19 protein-coding genes are annotated in these 25,763 nt (G+C 45.5%); 10 read left to right on the top strand and 9 right to left on the bottom strand.

Going from position 1 to position 25,763, the window contains the following annotated elements:
* The coding region (gene aceF / locus A6D97_RS17670; RefSeq protein WP_240492708.1) for a dihydrolipoyllysine-residue acetyltransferase at nucleotides 1–1,365 on the top strand (1,365 nt) is incomplete at its 5' end.
* 242 nt (nucleotides 1,366–1,607) lie between these two features.
* A complete protein-coding gene (gene lpdA / locus A6D97_RS17665; protein WP_017059440.1) occupies nucleotides 1,608–3,038 on the top strand; it encodes a dihydrolipoyl dehydrogenase in 1,431 nt (476 codons plus the stop codon).
* A 203-nt stretch (nucleotides 3,039–3,241) separates the two neighbouring features.
* On the opposite strand, the gene A6D97_RS17660 is transcribed toward lpdA, so the two are convergent.
* The gene (locus tag A6D97_RS17660; RefSeq protein WP_019824386.1) at nucleotides 3,242–3,847 is read right to left on the bottom strand and encodes a LuxR/HapR/OpaR family quorum-sensing transcriptional regulator; all 606 of its coding nucleotides are present in this window, start codon (nucleotides 3,845–3,847) and stop codon (nucleotides 3,242–3,244) included.
* Nucleotides 3,848–4,184: 337 nt separating this feature from the next.
* Between A6D97_RS17660 and hpt the strand changes: the two genes are divergently transcribed.
* Nucleotides 4,185–4,715, top strand: coding sequence for a hypoxanthine phosphoribosyltransferase (hpt, locus tag A6D97_RS17655; RefSeq protein WP_017633235.1), 531 nt, complete (start codon nucleotides 4,185–4,187; stop codon nucleotides 4,713–4,715).
* Nucleotides 4,716–4,790: 75 nt separating this feature from the next.
* Here hpt and can read toward each other — a convergent pair whose 3' ends face one another.
* Nucleotides 4,791–5,459, bottom strand: a complete 669-nt coding sequence (can, locus tag A6D97_RS17650) for a carbonate dehydratase (RefSeq protein ID WP_065584922.1) — start codon at nucleotides 5,457–5,459, stop codon at nucleotides 4,791–4,793.
* A gap of 286 nt (nucleotides 5,460–5,745) precedes the next feature.
* On the opposite strand from can, the gene A6D97_RS17645 reads away from it, so the two are divergent.
* The 3 genes from A6D97_RS17645 (at nucleotide 5,746) to A6D97_RS17635 (ending at nucleotide 9,390) form a co-directional block, all read left to right on the top strand.
* A complete protein-coding gene (locus A6D97_RS17645; RefSeq protein WP_017063247.1) occupies nucleotides 5,746–7,377 on the top strand; it encodes a SulP family inorganic anion transporter in 1,632 nt (543 codons plus the stop codon).
* 323 nt (nucleotides 7,378–7,700) lie between these two features.
* Nucleotides 7,701–8,618: an ABC transporter ATP-binding protein gene (locus A6D97_RS17640; RefSeq protein WP_017059435.1), complete on the top strand. Its 918-nt coding sequence runs from the start codon at nucleotides 7,701–7,703 to the stop codon at nucleotides 8,616–8,618.
* A gap of 1 nt (nucleotide 8,619) precedes the next feature.
* Nucleotides 8,620–9,390, top strand: a complete 771-nt coding sequence (locus A6D97_RS17635) for an ABC transporter permease (RefSeq protein WP_010435987.1) — start codon at nucleotides 8,620–8,622, stop codon at nucleotides 9,388–9,390.
* 85 nt (nucleotides 9,391–9,475) lie between these two features.
* Here the strand turns inward: A6D97_RS17635 and panC are convergent, their stop codons facing one another.
* From panC to sfsA, 7 genes are all read right to left on the bottom strand, one after another.
* Nucleotides 9,476–10,366, bottom strand: a complete 891-nt coding sequence (gene panC / locus A6D97_RS17630; RefSeq protein ID WP_017059434.1) for a pantoate--beta-alanine ligase — start codon at nucleotides 10,364–10,366, stop codon at nucleotides 9,476–9,478.
* An 8-nt stretch (nucleotides 10,367–10,374) separates the two neighbouring features.
* The gene (panB, locus tag A6D97_RS17625) at nucleotides 10,375–11,169 is read right to left on the bottom strand and encodes a 3-methyl-2-oxobutanoate hydroxymethyltransferase (protein ID WP_017059433.1); all 795 of its coding nucleotides are present in this window, start codon (nucleotides 11,167–11,169) and stop codon (nucleotides 10,375–10,377) included.
* Nucleotides 11,170–11,191: 22 nt separating this feature from the next.
* Nucleotides 11,192–11,677, bottom strand: coding sequence for a 2-amino-4-hydroxy-6-hydroxymethyldihydropteridine diphosphokinase (folK, locus tag A6D97_RS17620; RefSeq protein ID WP_004735459.1), 486 nt, complete (start codon nucleotides 11,675–11,677; stop codon nucleotides 11,192–11,194).
* Entirely contained in the window at nucleotides 11,674–13,029 is a 1,356-nt protein-coding gene (pcnB, locus tag A6D97_RS17615; protein WP_017059432.1) for a polynucleotide adenylyltransferase PcnB, read from the bottom strand. The genes folK and pcnB overlap by 4 nt, the downstream gene beginning before the upstream one ends.
* A 183-nt stretch (nucleotides 13,030–13,212) precedes the next feature.
* Entirely contained in the window at nucleotides 13,213–14,088 is an 876-nt protein-coding gene (gene gluQRS / locus A6D97_RS17610; RefSeq protein ID WP_017059431.1) for a tRNA glutamyl-Q(34) synthetase GluQRS, read from the bottom strand.
* A 179-nt stretch (nucleotides 14,089–14,267) separates the two neighbouring features.
* Entirely contained in the window at nucleotides 14,268–14,714 is a 447-nt protein-coding gene (dksA, locus tag A6D97_RS17605) for an RNA polymerase-binding protein DksA (protein WP_004738189.1), read from the bottom strand.
* Between the two features lie 135 nt (nucleotides 14,715–14,849).
* A complete protein-coding gene (sfsA, locus tag A6D97_RS17600) occupies nucleotides 14,850–15,575 on the bottom strand; it encodes a DNA/RNA nuclease SfsA (RefSeq protein WP_048612328.1) in 726 nt (241 codons plus the stop codon).
* Between the two features lie 34 nt (nucleotides 15,576–15,609).
* Between sfsA and hrpB the strand changes: the two genes are divergently transcribed.
* The 4 genes from hrpB to acnB all read left to right on the top strand — a co-directional run bounded on the left by hrpB (nucleotide 15,610) and on the right by acnB (nucleotide 25,737).
* Nucleotides 15,610–18,108, top strand: coding sequence for an ATP-dependent helicase HrpB (gene hrpB, locus A6D97_RS17595; RefSeq protein WP_080582206.1), 2,499 nt, complete (start codon nucleotides 15,610–15,612; stop codon nucleotides 18,106–18,108).
* Entirely contained in the window at nucleotides 18,105–20,504 is a 2,400-nt protein-coding gene (mrcB, locus tag A6D97_RS17590) for a penicillin-binding protein 1B (protein WP_065584921.1), read from the top strand. The genes hrpB and mrcB overlap by 4 nt, the downstream gene beginning before the upstream one ends.
* Before the next feature lie 38 nt (nucleotides 20,505–20,542).
* On the top strand, nucleotides 20,543–22,876 hold the full coding sequence (locus A6D97_RS17585; RefSeq protein WP_065584920.1) for a patatin-like phospholipase family protein: 2,334 nt from the start codon (nucleotides 20,543–20,545) through the stop codon (nucleotides 22,874–22,876).
* A 272-nt stretch (nucleotides 22,877–23,148) separates the two neighbouring features.
* Entirely contained in the window at nucleotides 23,149–25,737 is a 2,589-nt protein-coding gene (acnB, locus tag A6D97_RS17580) for a bifunctional aconitate hydratase 2/2-methylisocitrate dehydratase (RefSeq protein WP_017059425.1), read from the top strand.
* Nucleotides 25,738–25,763: the final 26 nt, after the last annotated feature.

Below are 25,763 nucleotides of genomic sequence, written 5' to 3'. Positions count from 1 at the left end.
GCCCCTGCAGCAGCTCCTGCTCCAGCGGCGGCAGCACCAGTTGCAGCGGCTCCAGCAGCATCAGCTGAAAAAGAAGTAAACGTTCCTGATATCGGTGGCGACGAAGTAGAAGTTACTGAAATCATGGTAGCGGTTGGCGATACAGTAGAAGAAGAGCAATCTCTAATTACTGTTGAAGGCGACAAAGCTTCAATGGAAGTTCCTGCACCATTCGCTGGTACAGTAAAAGAGATCAAGATTGCAGCTGGCGACAAAGTGTCAACTGGCTCTCTAATCATGACTTTCGTCGTGGCCGGCACTCCGGTTGAAGGCGCAGCGCCTGCTCCTGTTGCAGCACCTGCACAAGCAGCAGCTCCAGCGGCGGCACCTGCTCCTAAAGCAGAAGCACCTGCAGCGGCTCCAGCAGCAGCTGGCGACTTCCAAGAGAACGGTGACTACGCGCACGCTTCTCCAGTAGTTCGTCGTCTAGCTCGTGAATTTGGCGTTAACCTTTCTAAGGTTAAAGGTACTGGTCGTAAGAGCCGTATCCTTAAAGAAGACGTTCAGTCTTACGTTAAAGATGCACTTAAGCGTCTTGAGTCTGGTGCAGCTGCATCTGGCAAAGGCGGCGACGGTTCTGCTCTTGGTCTACTACCATGGCCAAAAGTTGACTTCAGCAAGTTCGGCGAAACTGAAGTTCAGAAGCTTTCTAAGATTAAGAAGATCTCTGGTGCTAACCTGCACCGTAACTGGGTAATGATCCCTCACGTTACACAATGGGACAACGCAGACATCACTGAGCTAGAAGCATTCCGTAAAGAACAGAACGCAATCGAAGCGAAGAAAGACACTGGCATGAAGATCACTCCACTTGTGTTCATCATGAAAGCTGTTGCTAAAGCGCTAGAAGCATTCCCAGCGTTTAACTCTTCTCTTTCTGAAGATGGCGAAAGCATCATTCTTAAGAAGTACGTAAACGTGGGTATCGCTGTTGATACACCAAACGGTCTAGTTGTTCCTGTCTTCAAAGACGTGAACAAGAAAGGCATTTACGAGCTATCTGAAGAGCTAATGGCTGTTTCTAAGAAAGCACGTTCTGGTAAGCTAACAGCGGCAGACATGCAAGGCGGTTGTTTCACAATCTCTAGCCTTGGTGGTATTGGCGGTACTGCATTTACTCCAATCGTAAATGCTCCAGAAGTAGGTATCCTAGGTGTATCTAAGTCTGAAATTAAGCCAGTTTGGAATGGTAAAGAGTTCCAACCACGTCTACAGCTTCCACTGTCTCTATCATACGACCACCGTGTGATCGATGGTGCTGAAGGTGCACGCTTCATTACTTTCCTAAACAGCGCACTATCTGACATTCGTCGTCTAGTACTGTAATTGAGAAAGTAATTATTAAGGTGACTTTCGGGTCACCTTAATTCTTTATATAAAGACTATTTTTAGACAACAGTTTCCTGCATTTCTCATAATCTGATGGGGAATTGTTGTCTAGCTCACAGGCTAACTTAAAGCTACTTTCACACTGTTAACATCTCTGTAAAATGTTTCCTGTTTGAAAGCCCAATAATTTTAAGAACATCTACTCAGCCTGTTAGGGATAATGACTACAAGAGGTCACAATGAGCAAAGAAATTAAAGCCCAAGTTGTTGTACTTGGTTCAGGTCCTGCTGGTTACTCAGCGGCATTCCGTTGTGCGGATTTAGGTCTAGAAACAGTACTAGTTGAACGTTACAGCACTCTTGGTGGTGTATGTCTAAACGTTGGTTGTATTCCATCAAAAGCACTTCTTCACGTTTCTAAAGTAATCGAAGAAGCTAAAGCGATGGCAGAGCACGGCGTTGTATTCGGCGAGCCACAAACGGACATCAACAAGATCCGTATCTGGAAAGAAAAAGTAGTTGATCAACTAACTGGCGGTCTTGGCGGTATGGCTAAGATGCGTAACGTTACTGTTGTTAACGGTTTCGGTAAGTTCACTGGTCCTAACAGCATTCTTGTTGAAGGCGAAGGCGAAGCAACAACTGTTAACTTCGACAACGCAATCATTGCTGCGGGTTCTCGCCCAATCAAACTTCCTTTCATCCCACATGAAGACCCACGTATTTGGGATTCTACGGATGCACTAGAACTAAACGAAGTACCTGAAAAACTGCTTATCATGGGCGGCGGTATCATCGGTCTTGAGATGGGTACGGTTTACCACTCTCTAGGTTCTAAAGTTGAAGTTGTAGAGATGTTCGATCAAGTTATCCCTGCTGCGGATAAAGACATCGTTAAAGTTTTCACTAAGCGCATTAAGAACAAGTTCAAGCTAATGCTTGAAACTAAAGTGACTGCTGTTGAAGCAAAAGAAGACGGTATCTACGTTTCAATGGAAGGCAAAAAAGCACCAGCTGAAGCTGAACGCTACGATGCTGTTCTTGTTGCTATCGGTCGTGTTCCAAACGGTGCACTTATCGACGCTGAAAAAGCGGGTATCGAAGTTGATGAGCGTGGTTTCATCAATGTTGATAAGCAAATGCGTACTAACGTTCCTCACATCCACGCGATCGGTGATGTTGTTGGTCAACCAATGCTTGCTCACAAAGGTGTGCATGAAGGTCACGTAGCTGCTGAAGTTATCTCTGGTAAGAAGCACTACTTCGACCCTAAAGTAATCCCATCAATTGCGTACACTGAGCCAGAAGTTGCTTGGGTAGGTAAGACTGAGAAAGAAGCGAAAGCTGAAGGCATCAATTACGAAGTTGCTACTTTCCCTTGGGCTGCTTCTGGTCGTGCAATCGCTTCTGACTGTGCAGACGGCGTGACTAAGATGATCTTCGATAAAGATACTCATCGCGTAATCGGTGGTGCTGTTGTTGGTACTAACGGTGGTGAACTTCTTGGCGAAATCGGCCTAGCGATCGAAATGGGTTGTGATGCAGAAGATATCGCACTTACTATCCACGCTCACCCAACTCTACACGAGTCTGTTGGTCTAGCTGCGGAAGTATTCGAAGGTTCAATCACTGACCTTCCAAACAAAAAAGCAGTGAAAAAGAAGAAGTAATTCTTTCTTAGTCACTCGCTAATGTTTTTAAAAGCCGCTGATTTGTCAGCGGCTTTTTTATGTCTGAAGTAAGGCGCAGGAACGTTTCACTCCGAGATGCGAGTACGCTGCGCTCCGGGATACGAAGAGCGAGTGCTAAAAACAAAAAAGGATTGACGCAATACGCCAATCCCTAAGTTTTTTTCGAAGACCGAATTTCAAATCTATTTATAAATGCACAGCATGTTCAAATAGCTATCCGTTAAGCTTGAAAGCTCTTCTGGCGTTTCTACACGTTTCGCTTGGATGAATAGCGAGTAGCAAATGCCGTGGAATAGATTCGCTAGATGTTTAGGGTCGTGATCGTCACAGACTTCGCCGCGTTCAATCGCTTTGCTAAACATGTTTTGTACTAACATTTGGTTAGTGCGGTTCGTTGTTACGAATAGCGGCCATACTTCATCACGAGTCGAAGCGCTCCATTCGAACCACACATTTAACCAATGGCTATCTTGAGCCACTAACGTCACCATTTCAGTCGCAATATTATGTAGGTTTTGTTTTGCGTGAATATCCAGATCGATATTGTCTGAAAGGAAGTTAGAGAATTGGCGTACAACGTGATTTAGTACTTCATCAACCAGATCTTCACGGGTAGGGAAGTAGTTAAATACAGTTGCGACAGACACCTGAGCGATGTCTGCAATATCAGCGTGTCCACCACGACCGATACCGCGGCGAGAGAATACCTCAAGAGCGATTTCCATCAATTGAAGTTTTCTTTTTAAAGGTGAAAGCCTAGTTCTAGGTCTCTTAGATATTGAGTCCATTTTATTTTCCTTGCCAACGAAATTTTTATATTAATGATTTTATTATTATTTAAGCCAAGATGAGTGTAATGGTGCATATGCGAATGGTCAATCCTTTCAGCTTGTTTTATAGACAGTTACATCAAACTTGATACATAAAGCGTGATCAGCATTGATGTGAAAGGAGACGAGTATTGGATAAGGCACCAGCGCACATTTCGTTGAGAATCTGACAGTAAATTCGAACCATAAGGTGGTGTGGGTATTTGAGCAGTGCTAGACTTACGCACAAAATTGAGCGACACAACTGACGAAACTGTCAACATTCGTCGCAATCACCAAATAGAATGAGAGCAGTATGAAGCATACAGTTGAAGTCATGATCTCTGAGCAAGAAGTTCAGGATCGAGTGAACGAACTAGGCAAACAGATCACGGAACACTACAAAGGTAGTGAAGATCTAGTTTTAGTTGGCTTATTGCGTGGATCTTTTGTCTTTATGGCAGATCTTGCTCGTGCTATCGATTTAACGCACCAAGTTGATTTCATGACCGCGTCTAGCTACGGCAACGGCATGGAAAGCTCACGTGATGTTCGTATTTTGAAAGACCTTGATGATGATATTCAAGGTAAAGACGTTCTACTCGTAGAAGATATTATCGATACGGGTAATACGCTGACTAAAGTGAAAGAGATTCTAAGCCTACGTGGCCCTAAGTCTATCGAAATTTGCACGCTACTAGACAAGCCTTCTCGCCGTGAAGTGACTGTAGATACAAAGTGGATTGGTTTTGAAATCCCAGATGAGTTCGTTGTTGGTGTTGGTATCGACTACGCACAAAAATATCGTCACCTACCGTACATCGGTAAGGTAGTACCTCAAGAGTAATCATTGCGCTTGTGGTTTAGAAGTCATTAAAAAGCCCGCTTGATGCGGGCTTTTTGTATTTATTACAGAAGGGGGTTAGCTTTGTTGACTAAGAAGAGGCGTCGTTAAGATCTTGTTTAATGCATCTAAGTGACTGTTCTCTAGGGTATCGTTACTTGAGCAACGTACGCCAAGGTCTTGCAGCTTGCCATCGCCAATACCATAAACCACACCGTGGATTTCAACTTCTTGGCCACGCTCCCACGCATTCTGCATAATGGTTGAGTTGCCTAGGTTATAAACCTGTTCTGCGACGTTAATTTCGCACAACTTGTCACCCCATTGCTCACGAGGAAGCCCCTCGATTTGCTTGCGGTATTTTAGGTAATTGTCACGGATGTGCAGTAACCAGTTGTTGATAAGACCAAGTTTAGGGTTATCAATCGCCGCGTTAACACCGCCACAACCGTAGTGACCACAGACAATAATGTGTTTCACTTTAAGCACATCTACTGCGTACTGAACAACAGATAGACAGTTTAGGTCTGTATGAACCACTTGGTTGGCCACGTTTCGGTGAACAAACAGTTCTCCAGAATATAAGCCAGTCAGGCGCTCGGCTGGAACTCGGCTATCTGAACAACCTATCCATAGAAAACCAGGGCTTTGACCCTCTTCAAGCGTTGTAAAATACTCAGGTCTTTCAGAGCGAATTTCTTCAGACCATTTGGAATTGTTCTCAAAAAGCTGTTTTATTTCTGGCATCTTGCTTCTTACATCCCTCAATTAAGATGCTTAACTATACACAATGTTACAAATTCAATCTCGTAAAAACTGCGTCAAAATGTACTCATCTGACGTGTTCTAGTACGGAAAATCATAAACTTAGCCCACTATCAATAATCCGGTTATAAGACATGAATAATGTGATTGAATTAACACTTTCTGAACACTTGATACATTTGCTAAAGTGATAAGGTTTGTCATTTCATCATCAGGAAGGTGTGTTTTGTTTGGAAGTCGTTTTACGGATATCAATCTCAAAGGGGATATGTTTGGCGGTGTAACTACAGCCATCATCTCGTTACCTTTAGCATTGGCATTTGGTGTTGCTTCTGGCGCGGGAGCTGAAGCTGGCTTGTGGGGCGCCATTATGGTTGGCCTATTTGCAGCATTGTTTGGCGGTTCGAGTAGTTTGATTTCTGAACCTACCGGCCCGATGACGGTGATCATGACTGCCGTAATGACGAGTATGGTTGCTAAATATCCTGAAACGGGTATGGCAATGACCTTTACTGTCGTGATGATGGCCGGTGCATTCCAGATATTACTTGGTACGTTAAAGCTAGGAAAATACGTCACTTTGATGCCATATAGCGTGATCTCCGGATTCATGTCGGGCATTGGCGTTATTCTGATTATCTTGCAGCTGTCTCCATTGTTAGGGCATGCCGCTCCATCCGGTGGTGTAATGGGCACGCTCTCTGCTTTACCTGATACGCTAGCAAACTTAAAAGTGAGCGAGCTATTTCTAGGTGCTCTGACACTCGGTATTCTTTTTGGCTTCCCCGCTAAGTATCGTAAGTATGTGCCTGCTCAACTGGTCGCGTTAGTGGCTGTAACGCTCTTGTCCGTCATTATTTTTGATACCGACTCTATTCGCCGTATTGGTGAAATCCCAGCTGGTTTACCTTCCCTCGTTATCCCTACGATCAGCGCTGAACAGTTTACTACTATGGTTATCGATGCCTTGGTGCTTGGTACATTAGGTTGTATTGATACGCTTTTGACCGCGGTTATCGGAGATTCATTGACTCGTAAAGAGCATGACTCAGACAAAGAGCTTCGTGGCCAAGGCATTGCCAATATGATCTCTGGCCTGTTTGGTGCACTACCTGGCGCGGGTGCCACTATGGGGACTGTAACCAATATTCAGGTGGGAGCGCGTTCTCCGCTTTCAGGTGTTATTCGAGCTTTAGTACTTGCGCTCGTGGTATTGGTTGCGGGTGGTTTAACAGAACCGATTCCTATGGCAGTGCTGGCTGGTATCGCGATGTATGTTGGTTTCAATATCCTAGATTGGAGCTTTATCCAGCGCGCGCACAAGGTTAGCTATGCCGGCATGGGCGTGATGTACGGCGTGATGCTATTGACTGTGTTTGTTGACTTGATTATTGCCGTTGGACTGGGTGTGTTTATCTCGAATATTCTGATTATTGAAAGATTAAGCCGAGAGCAAGCCAGACAAGTTAAGGCGATCAGTGATGGTGATGATGAAGACGATATCCCATTGACTGATAGCGAACGTCAGTTACTCGATAGTGCCAATGGTAAGGTGCTATTCTTCTACCTATCAGGGCCGATGATATTCAGCGTTTCAAAGGCGATTTCACGTCAGCACTCAAGTATCTCTGACTATGAAGCGATGATTCTAGACCTGACAGATGTACCTATGATTGATGTCACTGTTGGCCTAGCGCTAGAGAATGCGATTAAAGATGCATTGGATGCGCAGTGTGAGGTGTATCTGCTGTGTCCTAATGAGAATACTCGTCAACAACTAGAGAAGTTCCACGTGATTGACCTAGTACCTGAATCCAACACTTATCGATTCAGATATGAAGCCCTGACGGCAGCAACAAGCTATGTCGACAGAGATGAGCATCAATTTGAGTCAGTTTAATTTTTCAGTAATAAGCTGATATGAATAAGCCATAGACGCTCACTTCAAGACTGATCATTAATGCCGTTAAGTGAATCACTTAGCGGCATTTTTATATTTATTGAACGTTGATTTAGTCTTCACGTAGCCAAGACGCTTATTTGTTTTCGAAAGAAACTCTCACACGATATTTGTATTCATCGTCAATCAACGATAAACTTGTTCGCAAAATGGCCGAGTAAACAAATCTTGGGTTAGCTTTCAGCTAGTTCGTTTTAAGCATTACTCTCTTCCTCAAGCTCGGCCGTCTACATCTTATCTATAGCAAATGGCAGTCTATCTCTATGTATGCATTAGAAATTGAGCAATTAAGAAAAACTTATGCTGGGGGCTTCGAGGCTCTTAAGGGCGTTAGTTTACAAGTAGAAAAAGGCGACTTTTACGCACTACTTGGTCCCAATGGTGCGGGTAAATCAACCACCATTGGTGTTATCTCTTCACTGGTAAATAAAACGTCAGGCAAGGTTAAAGTGTTCGGCTACGACATTGATACCGATCTGGAATTGGCGAAGCAGAACTTAGGCCTTGTGCCTCAAGAGTTTAACTTTAACCCGTTTGAAACCGTTGAACAGATCGTGCTGCAACAAGCGGGTTATTACGGCGTGCCAAAAGCATTAGCGAAAGAGCGAGCGAAAAAGTACCTATCTCAACTCGATCTGTGGGAAAAGCGTGGCGAACGCGCGCGTAACTTGTCTGGTGGTATGAAGCGTCGTTTGATGATCGCGCGTGCATTGATGCATGAACCTCATTTGTTGATCCTTGATGAACCGACAGCAGGCGTTGATATTGAACTACGTCGTTCAATGTGGGAATTCCTAAAAGAGATCAATGAGAAGCAGGGCATTACCATTATCTTGACCACGCACTACCTAGAAGAAGCAGAAATGCTGTGTCGCAACATTGGTATCATCAATCGCGGTGAGCTGATTGAGAACACAACAATGAAAGCGCTGTTGGGCAAATTGAGTGCTGAGACCTTTATTCTGGATCTGGAAGAGGGCACGACTGAACCTAAGCTTGAAGGCGTGAATAGCCAAGTGATGGTCAATGGCTCGCTAGAAATCGAAATCGACAAGAACCTAGGTTTGAATACCATCTTTGCTCAATTGAGCGAGCAACAGGTTAAAGTCCTCTCTATGCGTAACAAAGCAAACCGTCTAGAAGAGCTATTTGTGAGTATCGTCCGTGAGGGGAGTAAATAATATGTACAGCCTATATTGGACCGCTTTCTGCAGTTTGTTGACCAAAGAGATCAATCGCTTTACTCGTATCTGGGTGCAGACTCTGGTGCCGCCAGCGATTACCATGACGCTTTACTTCATCATCTTCGGTAACCTGATTGGTGCGCGTATTGGTGAAATGAACGGCTTTAGCTACATGGAATACATTGTTCCCGGTCTGATCATGATGTCGGTGATCACCAACTCATATTCCAACGTTGCTTCATCGTTCTTTAGTGCCAAGTTCCAGAAGAACATTGAAGAGCTGCTTGTAGCGCCTGTTCCTAACTACGTGATTATCGCCGGCTTCGTAATGGGTGGTGTGGTTCGTGGCTTGTTAGTGGGTACCATAGTAACCTTCGTGTCGTTGTTCTTTGTCGACTTACAAGTTGACCATTGGGGCGTGATTATTGCGACGGTATTTTTAACGTCGGTAGTATTCGCTTTGGGTGGCTTGATTAACGCGGTATTCGCACGCACGTTTGATGATATCTCTATTATCCCAACCTTTATCTTAACGCCGCTGACGTACCTTGGTGGTGTGTTCTACTCGATCAGTCTATTGCCTGAATTCTGGCAAGGTGTATCGAAGTTGAACCCTATCGTGTACATGGTTAACGCGTTCAGATATGGCTTCTTGGGTGTGTCTGATGTGGGGATCGTGACGTCGTTTGGCGTACTAGGTGTGTTTATCGTGCTGTTGTATGGCATTGCACACTACCTAGTGACAAAGGGTATTGGCTTACGTAGCTAACCTTTGGTTCATCTAAGTAACAGGTAAAGAAAAAGGTCGATATAACATCGACCTTTTTTTGTTTTGCGTTAAGAGCAGAAGCCGACTATTCAGTCGTTTCTTCTTTCACTTCTTCTTTGGTTTCCGTTACCAAATCGAGAACTTGGTTATCGATAAGACGCGTCTTACCTAGGAAAGCCGACATTAGAATCACTGCTTGAGTTGATTCTGAAGTGATCGCTTGCAGAGTTTTAGCATCACAAATGAAGATTTCGTCAGGTTGAAGATCTGCAGCGCGTAGCTGGTCAGTAGCATCTTCAATCACTGATGCGTAATCATCGCGACCACCACGAATAGCGCTGCTGATCCAGCGCATAGTACGCGCTAAAACGGGCGCTCGTTGGCGCTCGTCAATCGTTAGGTTGCTATTGCGAGAGCTCATTGCCAAACCATCCATTTCACGAACGGTCGCAACGCCGACAACTTCAATGTCTAATGCTAAATCAGTGGTCATCTGGCGAATAACAGCAAGTTGCTGAAAGTCTTTCTCGCCGAAGCATGCAAAGTCTGGCTGAACGATATTAAACAGTTTAGTGACAATGGTTGATACACCACGGAAGTGACCTGGACGAGAGGCACCTTCAAGCATGTGAGATATGCCAGGGACCTCAACAAACGTCTGCTTGTCTAATCCATCTGGGTACATCACCTCTGGCGTTGGTGTAAATACTAGCTCAACCCCTTCACCTGTTAGTTTGCTTAAATCTGCTTCTAACGTTCGAGGGTAGTTGTTTAGGTCGTCTGCACGGTCAAACTGCATTGGGTTTACAAAGATGCTTACCACAACGATGTCGGCCAGTTCACGAGCTTTCTTTACCAGAGTCAGGTGGCCTTCATGCAGGTTTCCCATTGTCGGTACAAAAGCAACCGTACGTCCATCACGCTTAAACTGTTTAATCTGCTCACGAAGAGCCGCTATTTCAGCAAAAGTTTGCATACTTACTCCTAAGCGATTGTATGAGCTTCATCAGGGAAGCGCGCGCTCTCTACTTCTTCTTTGTATAGAGCTACTGCCTTACGCATATCACCTGTTTCTGCTAGGAAGTTCTTAGAGAACTTCGGCATGTAGTTCGCAGAAATACCGAACATGTCATGCATAACCAAGATCTGACCATCGGTAACATTACCTGCGCCGATACCGATAACCGGTACGTCACAAGCTTCTGTAATTCGTTTTGCCAATGAAGCTGGCACACATTCAAGTAGAACGATTTGAGCGCCTGCGTTTTGCAGTGCTAACGCGTCAGCAACCATTTTGTCGGCTTGCTCGTCGTCACGACCTTGAATCTTGTAACCACCAAAAATGTTCACAGACTGGGGCGTCAAGCCTAAGTGTGCACATACTGGTACTGCACGTTCTGTTAGCATCTTCACAGTATCAACCAACCAGCTTCCGCCTTCGATTTTTACCATGTTCGCACCAGCACGCATCAAAGTCGCTGCGCTCTCACAAGCTTGTTCTGGCGTCGCGTAGCTCATGAAAGGCATGTCAGCCATAAGAAGACAATTTGGGCTACCAGCACGCACTGAGCGAGTATGGTAAGCAATGTCTTCAACGGTTACTGGTAATGTATCGTTATGGCCTTGTAAAACCATACCCAGTGAATCACCGACAAGCAGAACTGGCATTTCTTGGCTTTCGAATAATTGAGCAAAGCTCGCATCATAAGCTGTCGAAGTCGCAAATTTACGGCCTTCACGTTTGCATTTGATCAGGTCGTTAATGGTTACTTTTTTCATTGGTTTTCCTTAATGCGCTTGGCTATTGTTGCCAAACATTGAGCCCGTTCTTATCTACTATTTTCAGTAGTTCTGTCAGCTCAGTCCCATCAGGGAGTTGTAAACTTGGTGCGATTTCAGCAAGCGGGTAGAGTACAAACTCTCGTTCTTTCATTCCATAATGAGGAACGATTAAGCGCTCTGAATCGATCACCTCATTGCCGTATAGCACAATGTCGAGATCCAAGGTTCTTGGTCCCCAACGTTCGTCTTTACGGACGCGCCCTTGCTCTAGTTCGATCTTTTGAGTGCAATCAAGCAGTTCAATTGGCGTTAATTCGGTTTGGATAGCGACTACCGCGTTGATGTAGTCTGGTTGATTTTGCGGTCCCATTGGAGTGCTACTATATAGCTGAGAGGTCGCAATAAACGTTGATCGCGGTAGGCTTTTTAGCGTTTCGATAGCCAAATTTGCTTGGCTAACTGGGTCGGCAAGGTTGCTGCCGACCGCAATGTAAGCAGTTATCATTCTGATTGCTTACTCTTTTTGTTTCGGTAAGTCTTACGGCGACGATGGCCTGACTTTGATGGTGCTGCAACGTCGTTAGCCATTGCTTGACGCATGTTACGACCTGCAGTCTGATAACGCTCCCACCATTTTGCTAACTCTTTGGTTTCGCCACCTTCAATCTCACCACGCATTTCTAGGAAATCGTAGCCTGCACGGAATTTGTTTAATTCCATTAGACGAACAGCGCGTTTACCGTTGCGACGAGGCAGTCGAAGTTGCAGTTGCCAAACTTCGCGAATGGTTGCTGTGTGACGACGAGGAATCGCAATAGACTTTACTTGCTGATCTAGAATGATGTTACTCGCTTCCATGATCGCATCGTAGTGTGCCATACCCTGTTCAGCGACAAGTTTGTCTGCCAGCTTGTTCATTGGGTACCAAAGCATCGCTGCGAACATGAATGCTGGGTTTACTCGCTTACCATCTTCGATGCGAAGGTCGGTTGAATCGAGAACCAAATCAAGCATCTGCTCTGTGTGTGAGTCGTAATCTTCGGTGAAGTGCTCCGCTACCGCTGGGAACATCTGTTGGAATAGATTGTACTCGCGCATCAAGTGGTAGGTTTCTAAACCGTGACCTGATTGCAGTAATTTCAGAGACTCTTCGTAAAGGCGCGCTGCTGGGATATCTCTTAGAAGGTGAGCTAACTCTTCAATCGGGTCAGCCGTGTCTTCTTCGATGTCGAAATCCAGTTTAGCGGCGAAGCGCATTGCACGTAGCATACGCACTGGGTCTTCGCGGTAACGCGTTTCTGGATCGCCAATCAGGCGGATCAGTTTATCTTCTAAATCTTCTACACCACCCGCGTAATCGTGGATGCTGTAGTCTGCAATGTTGTAGTACATCGCGTTGATTGTGAAATCACGACGCTCTGCATCTTCATCAACACTGCCGTACACGTTATCGCGAAGTAGCATGCCTTCTTTCGATTGTGCAGAAACGTTCTTCGATGGTTCTTGGTGGTGACCACGGAAAGTTGCCACTTCAATGATGTCGCGACCAAACATGATATGTGCCAAGCGGAAACGGCGACCGATAAGGCGACAGTTTCTGAAGAGGTGTTTGATCTGCTCTGGCGTTGCGTTGGTCGCAATATCAAAATCTTTTGGCTGAGAGCCTAATAAGATATCGCGCACACCACCACCGACTAGAAATGCGTCAAAACCCGCACCATTCAGGCGATATAGCACTTTTAGTGCGTTGTCGCTGATCTGCTTGCGTGAAATATTGTGCTCTTGACGAGTATAAATATTCAGAGCTAATTCGTGGAATCCGCGTTGTTCGCTTGGGGTATTGTCGTTTGTATTCATTAGTTTAGAACAAAGTAGGTATCGCCAACTTTGTTTTTCTCTTAGTCCAAAGTGGTAGTGCAGAGTTTAATTGCGGCTAATAATAGCTTAGCGCGAGCCATTTGAGAACATCGTCTGCTTAACCACAGTGGTTGGTTATGGCATTTTTATGTGTCGTTTTTGCTATTTGCCGTGAGTTTCGAGCTAATTACAGTGCTCTTTTTGTAAACTATCAGGTAACTGACTGACGTTCCATTGTTGGCAGCCCCACAATAAAATCTCATCCATTGAAGCCTCATAAAGGGCCGTCGGGATATCAAAACCTAAGAATCGCATCGCGTTGAGTAACGTTGGTTTTGGGTTGTCTAGATCTATCGCGGTGGCATGGTTCTGTTTTGACAGTTTATTCCCCAAGCCATCGGTTGCCAATGGTAAGTGCAAGTAGCTCACTGTTTTTTGCTTGAGCGTCTTATACAAACTGATTTGTCGACCTGTTGGTTCTATCAGGTCTGCGCCTCTTACGACTTCTGTTACTCCTTGGTCGATGTCATCAAGAACAACGGCCAAGTTATAGGCAAACAATCCATCTCTGCGTTTAATAATAAAATCTTCTTCAGCTAGTGCTTTAGGGATTTGAATGGTGCCGTGGCGAACATCATCAAAGGACTCCACTGGAAAGTCCATGCACAAGCGCACCGCCTGTTCACCTGAATCGATTAGGCCTACATCTCGACAGTGACCATTGTAAAAGCCGCCCAAAGCCTTTATCTGCTTGCGGGTGCATTGGCAGTAGTAGGCTTGATTGTCAGCAACCCATTGATCGATTTGAGCTTGATACAAGTCATGACGTTGGCTTTGATAGACGACTTCACCATCCCAAAATAGATGGTAAGCCTCAAGCGTCTTAAGAATGAGGTCTGCAGCGCCGGCCATTTCTCTTGGTGGGTCGAGGTCTTCCATACGAACTAACCATTTTCCTTGGTTAGATTTCGCTTGAAAGTAGCTACCAAGAGCAGCAACAAGTGAGCCAAAATGAAGAGGACCTGACGGTGATGGTGCAAAGCGCCCGATATAATTCATGAGTGAACAACCTAATCTAAATGGTACCGCAGTAGCCGATTCTTAAGACGTTTGACAAGAGCTTTAATGCCTAGAACTAAGGCTTAAAGCTGCTATTTACTATCAAGCGTGTGAAATACTTCGCTTGGATAACAAACAAAAAAGGGAGCCAAGGCTCCCTTTCTTTACATCTGCAAGAATTAACCTTGCATCTGTTTTTCTTTGATCTCTGCAAGTGTTTTACAGTCAATACAAAGATCAGCAGTTGGACGAGCTTCAAGGCGACGAATGCCAATCTCGATACCGCAAGAATCACAGAAGCCGAAATCGTCTTCTTCGATCTTGTCTAATGTCTTCTCAATTTTTTTGATAAGACGACGTTCACGGTCACGGTTACGTAACTCTAAGCTGAATTCTTCTTCTTGAGAAGCACGGTCAACTGGGTCTGGGAAATTCGCTGCTTCGTCCTGCATGTGGTGCACAGTACGATCAACTTCTTCCCTGAGCTGGTTGCGCCAAGCTGCTAAAATTTTTGTAAAATGTTCCGTTTGCTCAGGTGACATGTACTCTTCACCTGGCTTCTCTTGGTACGGTTCAACACCTGCGATGGCTAGGATGCCTAGCGCTTTTTTCTTAGATTCTGGCATACAGCATCTCCTATTTACACCTAGTCAACTGCAAAGCAGCTAATTTTAAGGCGGGTATCTATAGCAGAAAGAACGAATGGTGGCAAATACTCTTATTCAAACTTGCAATCAATGTGATTAGTTCAGCATCTTTGCTTAGCTATTGATAAATTCAACAGCTTGTTTTAGTTGTATTTGAGTACTGCTGAGCTCTGCTTTATAGCAAAGCACTTCAACTCCAGCGTCTTGTGCTTGTTTTAGTAATAACGAATATTTGGCGTCTATATGGTGTGCCGCAGACACTTTTTCAATACCTGAATGTAAAACAGTGAATAAAAGTACGGCTCTATTTCCAGATTCGACCATTTCTGTGAGTTCACGCAGATGTTTTTGGCCTCTGGTTGTGACCGCATCAGGGAAAAAACCTTGCCCTTTAGTTGACGTTTCTAGCTCGTCGAGCAAAGTGACGCTTTTCACTTCGATATAGCAAGGCGGCTTTTCGTTATCTTCAAGCAGAATATCAATGCGACTATTCTCGCTGCCATATTTCACTTCGGTTCGTAACGCGTTATAACCTAAGAGTTCAACTATAGTCCCATTTTCAATTGCTTCCACCGCTAGCTGGTTTGCCCGCGCAGTATTTACACAAATACGATGACCTTTGTCTGTTTCTGAGATCTCCCAGCTGTTTGGGTACTTTCTTTTTGCATTATCGGAGGTTGAGTACCACACCGTATTGCCAGGAGTCGCACATCCTGTCATTGCTCCAGTGTTAGCGCAGTGGATAGTGCGCTCGCTACCGTCTGGAAGTTGGATGTCAGTGAGAAAGCGTTTATAGCGTTTAATAAGAGTCGCTGGCTCTAATGGAGGATTGAAGTGCATATTACTTATTTAGACAGGTAGGTTTTTATGTACAATGTTGCCAACATTACACCACAAGGTTCTCCCATTGCCACAACTGCCCATAGAAGCTGTGATGCCAGATCTGCTCGCTGGCGTAGAAACACACACTCAACTTATTCTAAAGGCCGCTCCCGGTGCGGGTAAGTCAACATTCTTCCCTTTACAGTTAGTTAAGACCAACGCCGTTCAAGGCAAAATCATCATGCTTGAACCGAGGCGTTTGGCTGCAAGGAATATTGCTACTTACTTAGCGAGCCAATTGGGAGAAAAGGTGGGAGAGAGCATTGGCTTTAGAGTTCGTGGTGAATCTAAAAGCAGCAGTGCGACTCGCTTAGAGATTGTTACTGAAGGGATCATGACAAGAATGATCCAAACCGACCCTGAATTAACTGGGGTTGATATGGTGATCTTTGATGAATTTCACGAGCGCAGTATTCACGCCGATACCGCATTGGCGTTTAGCTTAGAGATCCAAGAGGCGTTGCGTGACGATCTGAAAGTGGTAGTGATGTCGGCAACTTTAGATCAACAAGCTCTGCAAACTTTGCTGCCGAATGCCAAATACGTTGAATCACAAGGTCGCACCTTTCCGGTCGATTTCCGTTATCAGCCTCTTAACGCAAATGAATATCTAGCCCCTAAAATGGCTAACGTGATTCGCTCTCTGATGGAGAAAGAGTCAGGCTCACTTCTGGCCTTTTTGCCGGGCGTTTCTGCGATTAAGCAGGTGGAATCTCAACTAGAACAATTCGCCAATGATATCGATGTGTGTCCTCTGTATGGGCAACTCAGCTTTTCTCAACAGCAGAAAGCGATCGCGCCATCAGAGAAAGGGCGTCGAAAGGTGGTGTTAGCGACCAATATTGCTGAGACTTCTTTGACGATTGAAGGTATTCGATTGGTGGTTGATTCTGGGCTTGAACGTGTGGCGAAGTTCGATCTGAAAACCGGTATTACTAAGCTTGAGCAAGTGAAAATCTCGCAATCTTCAGCTGAACAACGAGCGGGCCGTGCGGGACGAATTGAAGAGGGCTTGTGCGTTCGTTTGTACAGCGAAACGCAGCTGATGCAGCAACCAGCTATACCAGAACCTGAAATTCTTCATTCTGATTTGTCTTCGCTGGTGTCTGAATTGACGCAATGGGGCGCTGCGAGTGCTGATGAACTGCAATGGTTAGACGTTCCACCCAAAGCTTCTATCGGGCAAGCCAAGCAACTCTTACAGACTCTTGAATTGTTAGACGATAATGGTCAATTTACGGCATTAGGAAAACAGGTCCAACGTTTAGGTCTAGAGCCTCGTATTGCCAGCATGTTGGTTAAAGCGCAGCAAGGTAGTCCTGCTCTGTTGAATGTCGCGATTGTTGCTGCTGCTTTGCTGGAAGAGCCGGAGCGCAATGTGACGGATATTCAACACTCTTTGCATCGACTTAAGCAAAGAAAACATTCCAAAAATAGCGTTGTGATGCAGCGAGCGAAAAGTCTCGCGAGCAAACTCAATCATCACTTAGATTTGTCACAAGCTGACGAATCATTGCTACCATTAGTGCTTTGTTTTGCCTTCCCAGACCGGATTGCACAAGTGAGAAGCGCGACCAGCAGTGCTTTCCTTTTGGCGAATGGCCACGGTGCTGAGGTTCGTGATGATGATCCACTGGCGAACAATAACTATATCGTAGTGATTGATTTGATGCGCAGCACAGGGCGAGCCAGTCAGATTTTCTTAGCCACCGCGGTTGATATCGCACAGTTAGAAGCTGAATTTCCAAAACTGTTTGTGCGTTCCGATTACGCCGATTGGGATGAGAAACGTGGCCGTTTAGTTGCTGAGCAGCGTGTATCTCTGGGCAAGTTGATTATCAGCACCAAAGCTTTACCTGATCCCGATGCGAATCAGGCGAGCCAAGCGCTGCTCAATTATGTCGCTCGATGTGGGTTGGATCGCTTAAATTGGACAGCTTCGGCTAAGCAGTTGGTTGAGCGTGTACGCAGTGCAGAGCTTTGGATGCCTGAGCATGATTGGCCAGCGATGGACGATGCGAGTTTGATTGAACACCTTGATGAGTGGCTATCTCCCTATCTGAATGGCATTAAGTCGGCAAAAGGACTGTCTAGTGTTTCGATTGAGCAAGCATTGTCGGCTTATCTTGGTTGGCCTTTGAATCAAGAAATCGACCAATGGTTGCCAACGCACTATCTGATGCCAACAGGCAGCAAGAAGGCCATTCGTTATCAATATCAATCTGAACCAGTGATCTCAGTGCGAATGCAGGAAGTCTTTGGCGAACAAGACTCGCCATTGATCGCGCAAGGGCGTAAAAAAGTAGTGCTTGAGCTCCTTTCTCCAGCACAGCGACCACTACAAATTACTCAAGATTTAGCTGGCTTTTGGGCTGGCGCGTACAAAGAAGTACAAAAAGAGATGAAGGGCCGTTACCCAAAACATCCTTGGCCGGATGACCCTGCTAACCATGTAGCAACCACTAAAACTAAACGACAGTTGAATCGATGATGACCAAAATGTTAACGCCAAAAAAGGCACCACCTAAAAAAGCGCCAGCAAAGAAGTCACCAGCGACCAAAGCCAAGCCAAGAAAACCAAGAGCGGCTGCGAAAAAGACCAAACCTAAGGTTAAGAAATCTGGCAAAAGAGGTTGGTTGAAGATCCTATGGGGCATTTCTTGGAAAGCGGGCTTAGCGCTTGCGGCATTGCTGTTGTTCGTCGGTATTTATCTTGATTCTGTGGTCAAACAGCGCTTTGAAGGTCAGCTGTTTGATTTGCCAACCGTGGTTTATGCGCGAGTGCTAGACCTGTCTCCGGGAACTCCGGTGAGTTTGGTTCAGGTTAAGAATGAGCTCGATGTACTTAATTACCGTAAGGTGAACGCGCCTCGTCACCCAGGCGAATACTCTTCTTCTTCGACCAAGATTGAAATGATTCGTCGTCCGTTCGAGTTTGTTGATGGACCGGAAGCGGATCGTCATGTGATGCTGCACTTCAATGGTAACGAATTAACTCGCATTCAGTCGCTGGAGAAGAAAGGCGACATGGGCTACTTGCGTGTTGAACCGAAAATGCTTGGCATGCTTGAGAAAAGTAACGATGAGCAGCGCCTGTTCTTAAAACGCAATCAGTTCCCAGAAGTGATGGTTGATGCCTTACTGGCAACCGAAGACCGAAACTTCTATCAACACGATGGTGTGTCGCCACTGGCCATCGCTCGTGCAATGGTCGTTAACGTCAAAGCTGGGCGAACGGTACAAGGTGGTAGTACGCTGACACAACAGTTGGCAAAAAACCTGTTCCTGTCCAGTGAACGTACATTGTGGCGTAAGGTTCGTGAAGCCTACATTGCACTTATCTTAGACCATCGTTACAGCAAAGACCGTATCCTAGAGGCTTACTTAAATGAGGTTTATCTTGGACAGAATGGTGGGCAAGCGATTCATGGCTTCGGTTTAGCGTCTCGTTTGTATTTTGGTCAACCTATTCAAGAGCTGCGCATCGATCAGCTAGCACTGCTGGTGGGTATGGTGAAAGGACCGTCGTATTACAATCCGGTTCGCTATCCTGAGCGTGCTAAGACTCGACGCGATCTGGTTCTTCGCTTATTGATGCAACAAGACATCTTAACTCCGCGACAATACGAAGAGGCGGCGAGTCGTGATTTGGATATTCAAGACAACCCACGCATTGCTAGCCGTCAGCCCGCTTATTTCCAACAAGTAAACATTGAGCTTAAGAAGTATGTCGGCGATCGATTTGAGGCGAAAAAAGGGATTCGAGTCTTTACCTCTCTGGATCCGGTATCTCAAGACAAGTTAGAGAAGTCGATTGCTCGTAAGGTGCCTGATTTATCGAAAACCGCAGGTAATAAGCTGGAAGCAGCAGCTATTGCCGTGGATAGAAATACCGGTGAAATCCGGGCGATGGTCGGTGGTAAGCGTACTGGCTACGATGGCTTTAACCGTGCCTTGAACGCGAGTCGCCCAATTGGTTCTTTGGTCAAGCCTGCAATTTACTTAACCGCACTAGAGCAGCCTCAGAAGTACACGTTGGCGACAACATTGAAAGACACGCCACTGAGCTTGAAAGGCAGTAAAGGTAGCGTGTGGAGCCCGAGAAACTTCGATCGTAAGTTCCGTGGCGATGTGCCCTTGTATGTGGCGCTTTCTAAGTCTTACAACGTACCAACGGTTCGTTTGGGCATGCAGTTAGGTATTGATAGCGTTTCGGATACGATTGGAAAACTGGGTGTCGATAAAAACGAAATTCGTCCAGTGCCATCAATGTTTTTGGGGTCATTCTCATTGACCCCATTTCAGGTAGCGCAGATGTACCAAACCATCACCAACTCTGGCCGTATCGCACCTTTGTCTGCGCTTCGTTCAGTTGTTGATAACGATGGTGAGGTTCTGTATCAGTCGATCCCTCGAGTATCACAAAGCGTTGACCAGCAAGCGGCTTGGTTGACAACGTATGCGATGAAACGTGGCGTGTCTGAAGGTACGGGGCGTTTCCTACAAGGTCAGTTTGCATGGGCAGGATTAGCCGGTAAAACGGGCACCAGTAATGACAGCCGAGACAGTTGGTTCGTGGGTGTTGATGGTCGCGAAGTCACTACCATCTGGCTAGGGCGCGATGATAATAAGCCGACTAAACTCACGGGCTCTAGTGGTGCGCTACGTGTTTATGCCGATTATCTGAAGCATCGAACTCCAGAGCAGTTACTGTTGCCTTGGCCGAATGGCATTACGACGGCAAGTTTTACTCGAACTTCTCAAGGGGCTTTAGAGTTTGACTGTGATGGTACGGTTAAACTGCCGGTTTGGGATGAGAATGGAAACATTAAAAAGGGTTGTGAAAGTCAACCAAAACAGTGGCTAAAAAAGCTTTTTCAGTGGTAAAGTCGTAAAAGAAAAGAATGACAAGGATAGTTTAAATAATGATTTCTCGTTGGATAGTGAGCAGCTTAGGCATTGTCGGTACTGTGATCAGTTTTCAGCTGTTTGCATCGACTGTGACACCGGTGGAACAATCTCAGCAAGCTGGACAAGCTCATAAAAGACCAACCGTTGCTGTTGTGCTTGCTGGTGGAGGAGCCAAAGGAGCGGCTCACATTGGTGTACTTAAAGCGCTAGAAGAGATGCAAATTCCGGTTGATTACATTACTGGTACTAGCATGGGTTCTTACGTTGGTGGGCTTTATGCGACAGGGATGAGTGCTGATGAGATTGAAAGTTTTATTTATACGGTTGATTGGAATCGCGGCTACCGTGATCGTGTTAACCGTAGTGATCGCCGAGTACGTGACAAAGAATATGAAGACCGTTACCAACTGAACACCGATCTCGGTTTAGGTTGGGGCGAAATCAAAGCTAGGAAAGGGGTGGTTCAAGGTCAGAACATGTTGCGTATTCTGCGTGAAACCACAGGTAACCTATCTCCACTCGACTCTTTTGACCATCTTGCTATTCCCTACCGTTCAGTCGCAACCGACATTATTGAGCTTGAAGAGGTGGTCATCGACCATGGTCACCTTGTTGATGCGATGATGGCCAGTATGTCAGTTCCCGGCGCGCTTCCCCCTTATGAATTAGATGGCCGAATGCTGGTTGATGGTGGTGTCACCAATAATATGCCAGTCGACGTTGCCAGAGCTATGGGCGCGGACATTGTCATTGCGGTGGATATCAGTACCAATTACAAAGGCAAAGAAGATTTCACGAATTTTCTAGCGGCAGCTGATCAACTCTCTAATTATCTGGTCCAACGCAGCACTCAAGAGCAAGCTGAAACACTGACGGATGATGATGTTTTCCTACGTCCTGATGTTGGGCAAATGGAGACGACTGACTTTGATAAAATGCCATCGGCTTTCCTCGCGGGCTATGAAGCCGCTAAGCAGCATACTGATGAACTTTCTAAGCTATCGCTCTCAAATGCCGATTATCAGCATTATATCGAGGACAAACAAAAAGCACGCAGACAGCTGAAACATGGCGATAAGACTGTCGTCGATAGGGTTGTCATCAACAACAACACCCACTATTCAGATAAGTTGATCGAAAACCGCTTAAATCTCGATTCTGGTGAGGTTTTGAAAACCAGTGAAATCGAATCTAAAGTGAAAGATCTCTATGCACTGGATAGATTTGAGTTGGTCACTTATGAATTTGACAACGTTGACGGTGAAGATCAACTTCAAGTCGATGTGAACGAAAAGTCTTGGGGCCCAAACTACCTCAACTTTCGATTCTTTCTTGAAGATGATTTCTCTACTACCAGTCAGTACTCGATCGGTGTCTCAGCCAACTTTACCGATATTAATAAGCATGGTGCAGAGCTAAGAACTAACGTCGAGATGGGTACTGACAAACGAATTGAAGCGGAACTTTACTCGCCCTTCTTTTCGAGTCAAAAACTGTTCACTTCTGCATCGGTTGTTTACAGCAAAGAGAACAGAAACCTACCCGCAGATATTGATGATATTGAAGAACCGACACTGGACGTAACGAAAGATTATCTCCCTATGACGTATAGTGAATATGTCGGTGAATTGGCATTAGGCTATCAACCAACCTTGTGGCAGGAGCTGACATTTGGTGTTCGTTATACAGATGGGGATGTTGAGGTTTCTTCGTTACCTTCATTGGGCAGTGGTGGCTACAAGCGTATTGGTGGCTTCATGGGTTACCGACTGGATACTTTGGATAATTTCAGCTTACCGACCAAGGGTTACTTTGTCGATTTAGAGTACCTCGTTTCTCATGATGATTTTGATAATGACAGCTCTCTTGGTGAATCGGATTTAACGTCTGAGAGTGATACGGTTTATGAGTTTTCGGCTAATTTCATGGCAGCAAAGAGTATTGAGAAGCATACTTTAGTCGCAAAGCTGGATTACGGAATTGTAGAAAGTAAAAACTCTGTTTTTCCAATCGACCCCAAAGAGCTTGGTGGCTTCTTAAACCTGTCAGGTATTCCAAGGAATAGTATGATAGGTCAGAACTTGGCCTACACCAGCCTTATCTATCGTTATAAGTGGTTTGAAAATGACTTCGGCCTCTTTAAATCACCGTTCTACGTAGGTGCATCCATAGAACATGGTGGTGTTTGGTCGAACAATGATTTAACCATTGATGAAGCACCAATGTACACCGCAGGTTCTGTTTTTGCTGGTGTTGATTCGCCAATAGGACCGATCATTTTGGCTTATGGCCGAACTGAAGATAACTATGATTCGGTCTATTTGATTGTCGGTACTTCCTACAAATAATCATGCGTAGAGTAGCCGTTTAACTGCGTAATTAGGCAAAAATAGTGGGACTTTCGTCTTAACTTGCTATGTTGGTCAAAATGATAAGATTTTAATTTAACGTTAAATTTGCTATTCTATCGCCCACAGTTTGGCCTCTATGACGCCGCTCATCAATACAAATTGAATGACAAAAATGGCAATGGAGAGCCAAGTTTCCAAGGATGTTCACTTCTTTATTTTACTAACAATTATGAAGGTAAGAAGTGAACCGCAATGAGAGGAAAAAAGTCGTGCTTGAAGCCTACCGTAAACACGTCGAAGAACGTGCTGCCGAAGGAGTTGTTCCAAAACCACTAGATGCTGAGCAGGTAGCTGGCCTAGTTGAACTTCTGAAGAATCCACCTCAAGGTGAAGAAGAAATCATTCTTGACCTACTAGAAAATCGCATTCCACCGGGTGTAGATGAAGCTGCTTACGTAAAAGCTGGCTTCCTTACGGCTATCACTAAAGGTGAAGTAGCTTCGCCACTAGTAAGCAAAGCAAAAGCTGCAGAACTGCTTGGTACCATGCAAGGCGGTTACAACATCGAATCTCTAGTATCTCTACTAGACGATGCTGAGCTTGCTCCAATCGCTGTTAAAGCGCTATCTCATACTCTACTGATGTTCGATGCGTTCTATGACGTAGAAGAGAAAGCGAAAGCTGGCAATGCTGCTGCACAACAAGTACTTCAATCTTGGGCTGATGCTGAATGGTTTACAGCGAAAGATAAAGTAGCAGAAAAAATCACAGTAAAAGTATTTAAAGTCACTGGTGAAACGAACACCGATGACCTATCTCCAGCGCCTGATGCATGGTCACGTCCTGACATCCCAGTACACGCGAAAGCGATGCTGAAGATGGAACGTGATGGCATTACTCCTGATGAACAGGGTAGCGTTGGTCCAATCAAACAAATTGAAGAAATGCAAAAAGATGGCATTCCACTGGCTTACGTTGGTGATGTTGTTGGTACAGGTTCTTCACGTAAATCGGCAACAAACTCAGTACTTTGGTTCATGGGTGAAGATATCCCATTCGTACCAAACAAGCGTACTGGCGGTGTTTGTCTTGGTGGTAAAATTGCACCAATCTTCTACAACACAATGGAAGATTCAGGCGCACTACCCATTGAACTGAACGTACAAGACATGAACATGGGCGATATCATTGATATCTACCCGTACGAAGGTGTTGTTCACAAGAACGGTTCTGTGATTTCAAACTTTGAGCTAAGCAAAGTACTTCTTGATGAAGTGCGTGCTGGTGGCCGTATTCCACTGATCATCGGTCGTGGTCTAACGGGTCGTGCTCGTGACGCTCTAGGTCTAGCTGAAACGGATCTGTTTGCTAAACCAATCGATCCATCTGCATCTGATAAAGGCTACACGCTAGCTCAGAAGATGGTTGGTAAAGCATGTGGCGTTGAAGGTGTTCGTGCTGGTCAGTACTGTGAACCTAAAATGACGACAGTCGGTTCTCAAGATACGACCGGTCCTATGACTCGTGATGAGCTTAAAGATCTGGCGTGTCTTGGTTTCTCTGCAGACCTTGTAATGCAGTCTTTCTGTCACACATCGGCATACCCTAAACCAGTCGATGTAAACACTCACCATACGCTACCTGATTTCATCATGAATCGTGCGGGTGTTTCACTTCGTCCGGGTGATGGCGTTATCCACTCATGGCTAAACCGTATGCTTCTTCCTGATACTGTAGGTACAGGTGGTGACTCGCATACTCGTTTCCCTCTAGGTATTTCATTCCCTGCGGGTTCTGGCTTGGTAGCATTTGCTGCAGCAACAGGCGTTATGCCTCTTGATATGCCTGAATCTATCTTGGTTCGCTTTAAAGGTGAAATGCAACCGGGTATCACGCTACGTGACCTAGTACATGCCATTCCTCTTTACGGCATCAAGCAAGGCCTACTAACGGTAGAGAAAGCCGGTAAGATCAACGAATTCTCTGGTCGTGTACTAGAAATTGAAGGTGTTGAGCACTTATCTGTTGAGCAAGCATTTGAGCTTTCTGATGCATCTGCTGAGCGTTCTGCTGCAGGTTGTACCGTTAAGCTTTCTGAAGAGTCTATCTCTGAGTACTTGAACTCGAACATCGTGATGCTGAAGTGGATGATCGCTGAAGGTTACGGTGATGTTCGTACGATTGAGCGTCGTATTACAGCAATGGAAGAGTGGCTAGCTAACCCTGAGTTGCTGTCTGCTGATTCAGATGCGGAATACGCGCACGTTATCGAGATTGACCTTGCTGATATCGATCAACCAATCCTATGTGCACCAAACGATCCAGATGATGCTCGTCTTCTATCTGACGTTCAAGGCACAGAGATTCAAGAAGTGTTCATCGGTTCTTGTATGACCAACATCGGCCACTTCCGTGCCGCTGGTAAGATGCTAGAAGAGTTTAACGGCTCGCTAAATACTCGCCTATGGGTGGCTCCGCCAACGAAGATGGATAAAGACCAACTGACAGAAGAAGGCTACTACGGCATCTTCGGTCGTGCTGGGGTACGTATCGAAACTCCTGGCTGTTCACTATGTATGGGTAACCAAGCTCGTGTTGCTGATGCTTCGACGGTTATGTCGACGTCAACGCGTAACTTCCCGAACCGCTTAGGTAATGGCGCGAACGTTTATCTGGCTTCTGCTGAGCTTTCTGCTGTTGGCGCGATTCTAGGTCGCATCCCAACGAAAGAAGAGTACTTAGAGTACGCTGAGAAGATTAATGCAACCGCTGCTGATACATACCGTTACCTGAACTTCCATAAAATGGGTCAGTACACGGAAAAAGCAGACACGGTTATCTTCCAAGAGCCTGCGTAACGTCTGATTTTGTTGTAAATATAATT

The sequence above is a fragment of the Vibrio sp. ZF57 genome (genome assembly GCF_001691235.1).
Classification (GTDB): domain Bacteria; phylum Pseudomonadota; class Gammaproteobacteria; order Enterobacterales; family Vibrionaceae; genus Vibrio; species Vibrio crassostreae_C.
This window is presented reverse-complemented; position numbering and strand designations above follow the sequence as displayed.

Coding starts and splice junctions, on each gene's coding strand:
- A6D97_RS17645 (WP_017063247.1), top strand. CDS start 5,746: ATGTTTGGCGGTGTAACTACAGCCATCATCTCGTTACCTTTAGCATTG.
- dksA (WP_004738189.1), bottom strand. CDS start 14,714: ATGCCAGAATCTAAGAAAAAAGCGCTAGGCATCCTAGCCATCGCAGGT.
- panB (WP_017059433.1), bottom strand. CDS start 11,169: ATGAAAAAAGTAACCATTAACGACCTGATCAAATGCAAACGTGAAGGC.
- lpdA (WP_017059440.1), top strand. CDS start 1,608: ATGAGCAAAGAAATTAAAGCCCAAGTTGTTGTACTTGGTTCAGGTCCT.
- A6D97_RS17640 (WP_017059435.1), top strand. CDS start 7,701: ATGTATGCATTAGAAATTGAGCAATTAAGAAAAACTTATGCTGGGGGC.
- can (WP_065584922.1), bottom strand. CDS start 5,459: ATGCCAGAAATAAAACAGCTTTTTGAGAACAATTCCAAATGGTCTGAA.
- pcnB (WP_017059432.1), bottom strand. CDS start 13,029: ATGAATACAAACGACAATACCCCAAGCGAACAACGCGGATTCCACGAA.
- sfsA (WP_048612328.1), bottom strand. CDS start 15,575: ATGCACTTCAATCCTCCATTAGAGCCAGCGACTCTTATTAAACGCTAT.
- gluQRS (WP_017059431.1), bottom strand. CDS start 14,088: ATGAATTATATCGGGCGCTTTGCACCATCACCGTCAGGTCCTCTTCAT.
- panC (WP_017059434.1), bottom strand. CDS start 10,366: ATGCAAACTTTTGCTGAAATAGCGGCTCTTCGTGAGCAGATTAAACAG.
- A6D97_RS17635 (WP_010435987.1), top strand. CDS start 8,620: ATGTACAGCCTATATTGGACCGCTTTCTGCAGTTTGTTGACCAAAGAG.
- mrcB (WP_065584921.1), top strand. CDS start 18,105: ATGATGACCAAAATGTTAACGCCAAAAAAGGCACCACCTAAAAAAGCG.
- A6D97_RS17660 (WP_019824386.1), bottom strand. CDS start 3,847: ATGGACTCAATATCTAAGAGACCTAGAACTAGGCTTTCACCTTTAAAA.
- hrpB (WP_080582206.1), top strand. CDS start 15,610: ATGTTGCCAACATTACACCACAAGGTTCTCCCATTGCCACAACTGCCC.
- hpt (WP_017633235.1), top strand. CDS start 4,185: ATGAAGCATACAGTTGAAGTCATGATCTCTGAGCAAGAAGTTCAGGAT.
- folK (WP_004735459.1), bottom strand. CDS start 11,677: ATGATAACTGCTTACATTGCGGTCGGCAGCAACCTTGCCGACCCAGTT.
- A6D97_RS17585 (WP_065584920.1), top strand. CDS start 20,543: ATGATTTCTCGTTGGATAGTGAGCAGCTTAGGCATTGTCGGTACTGTG.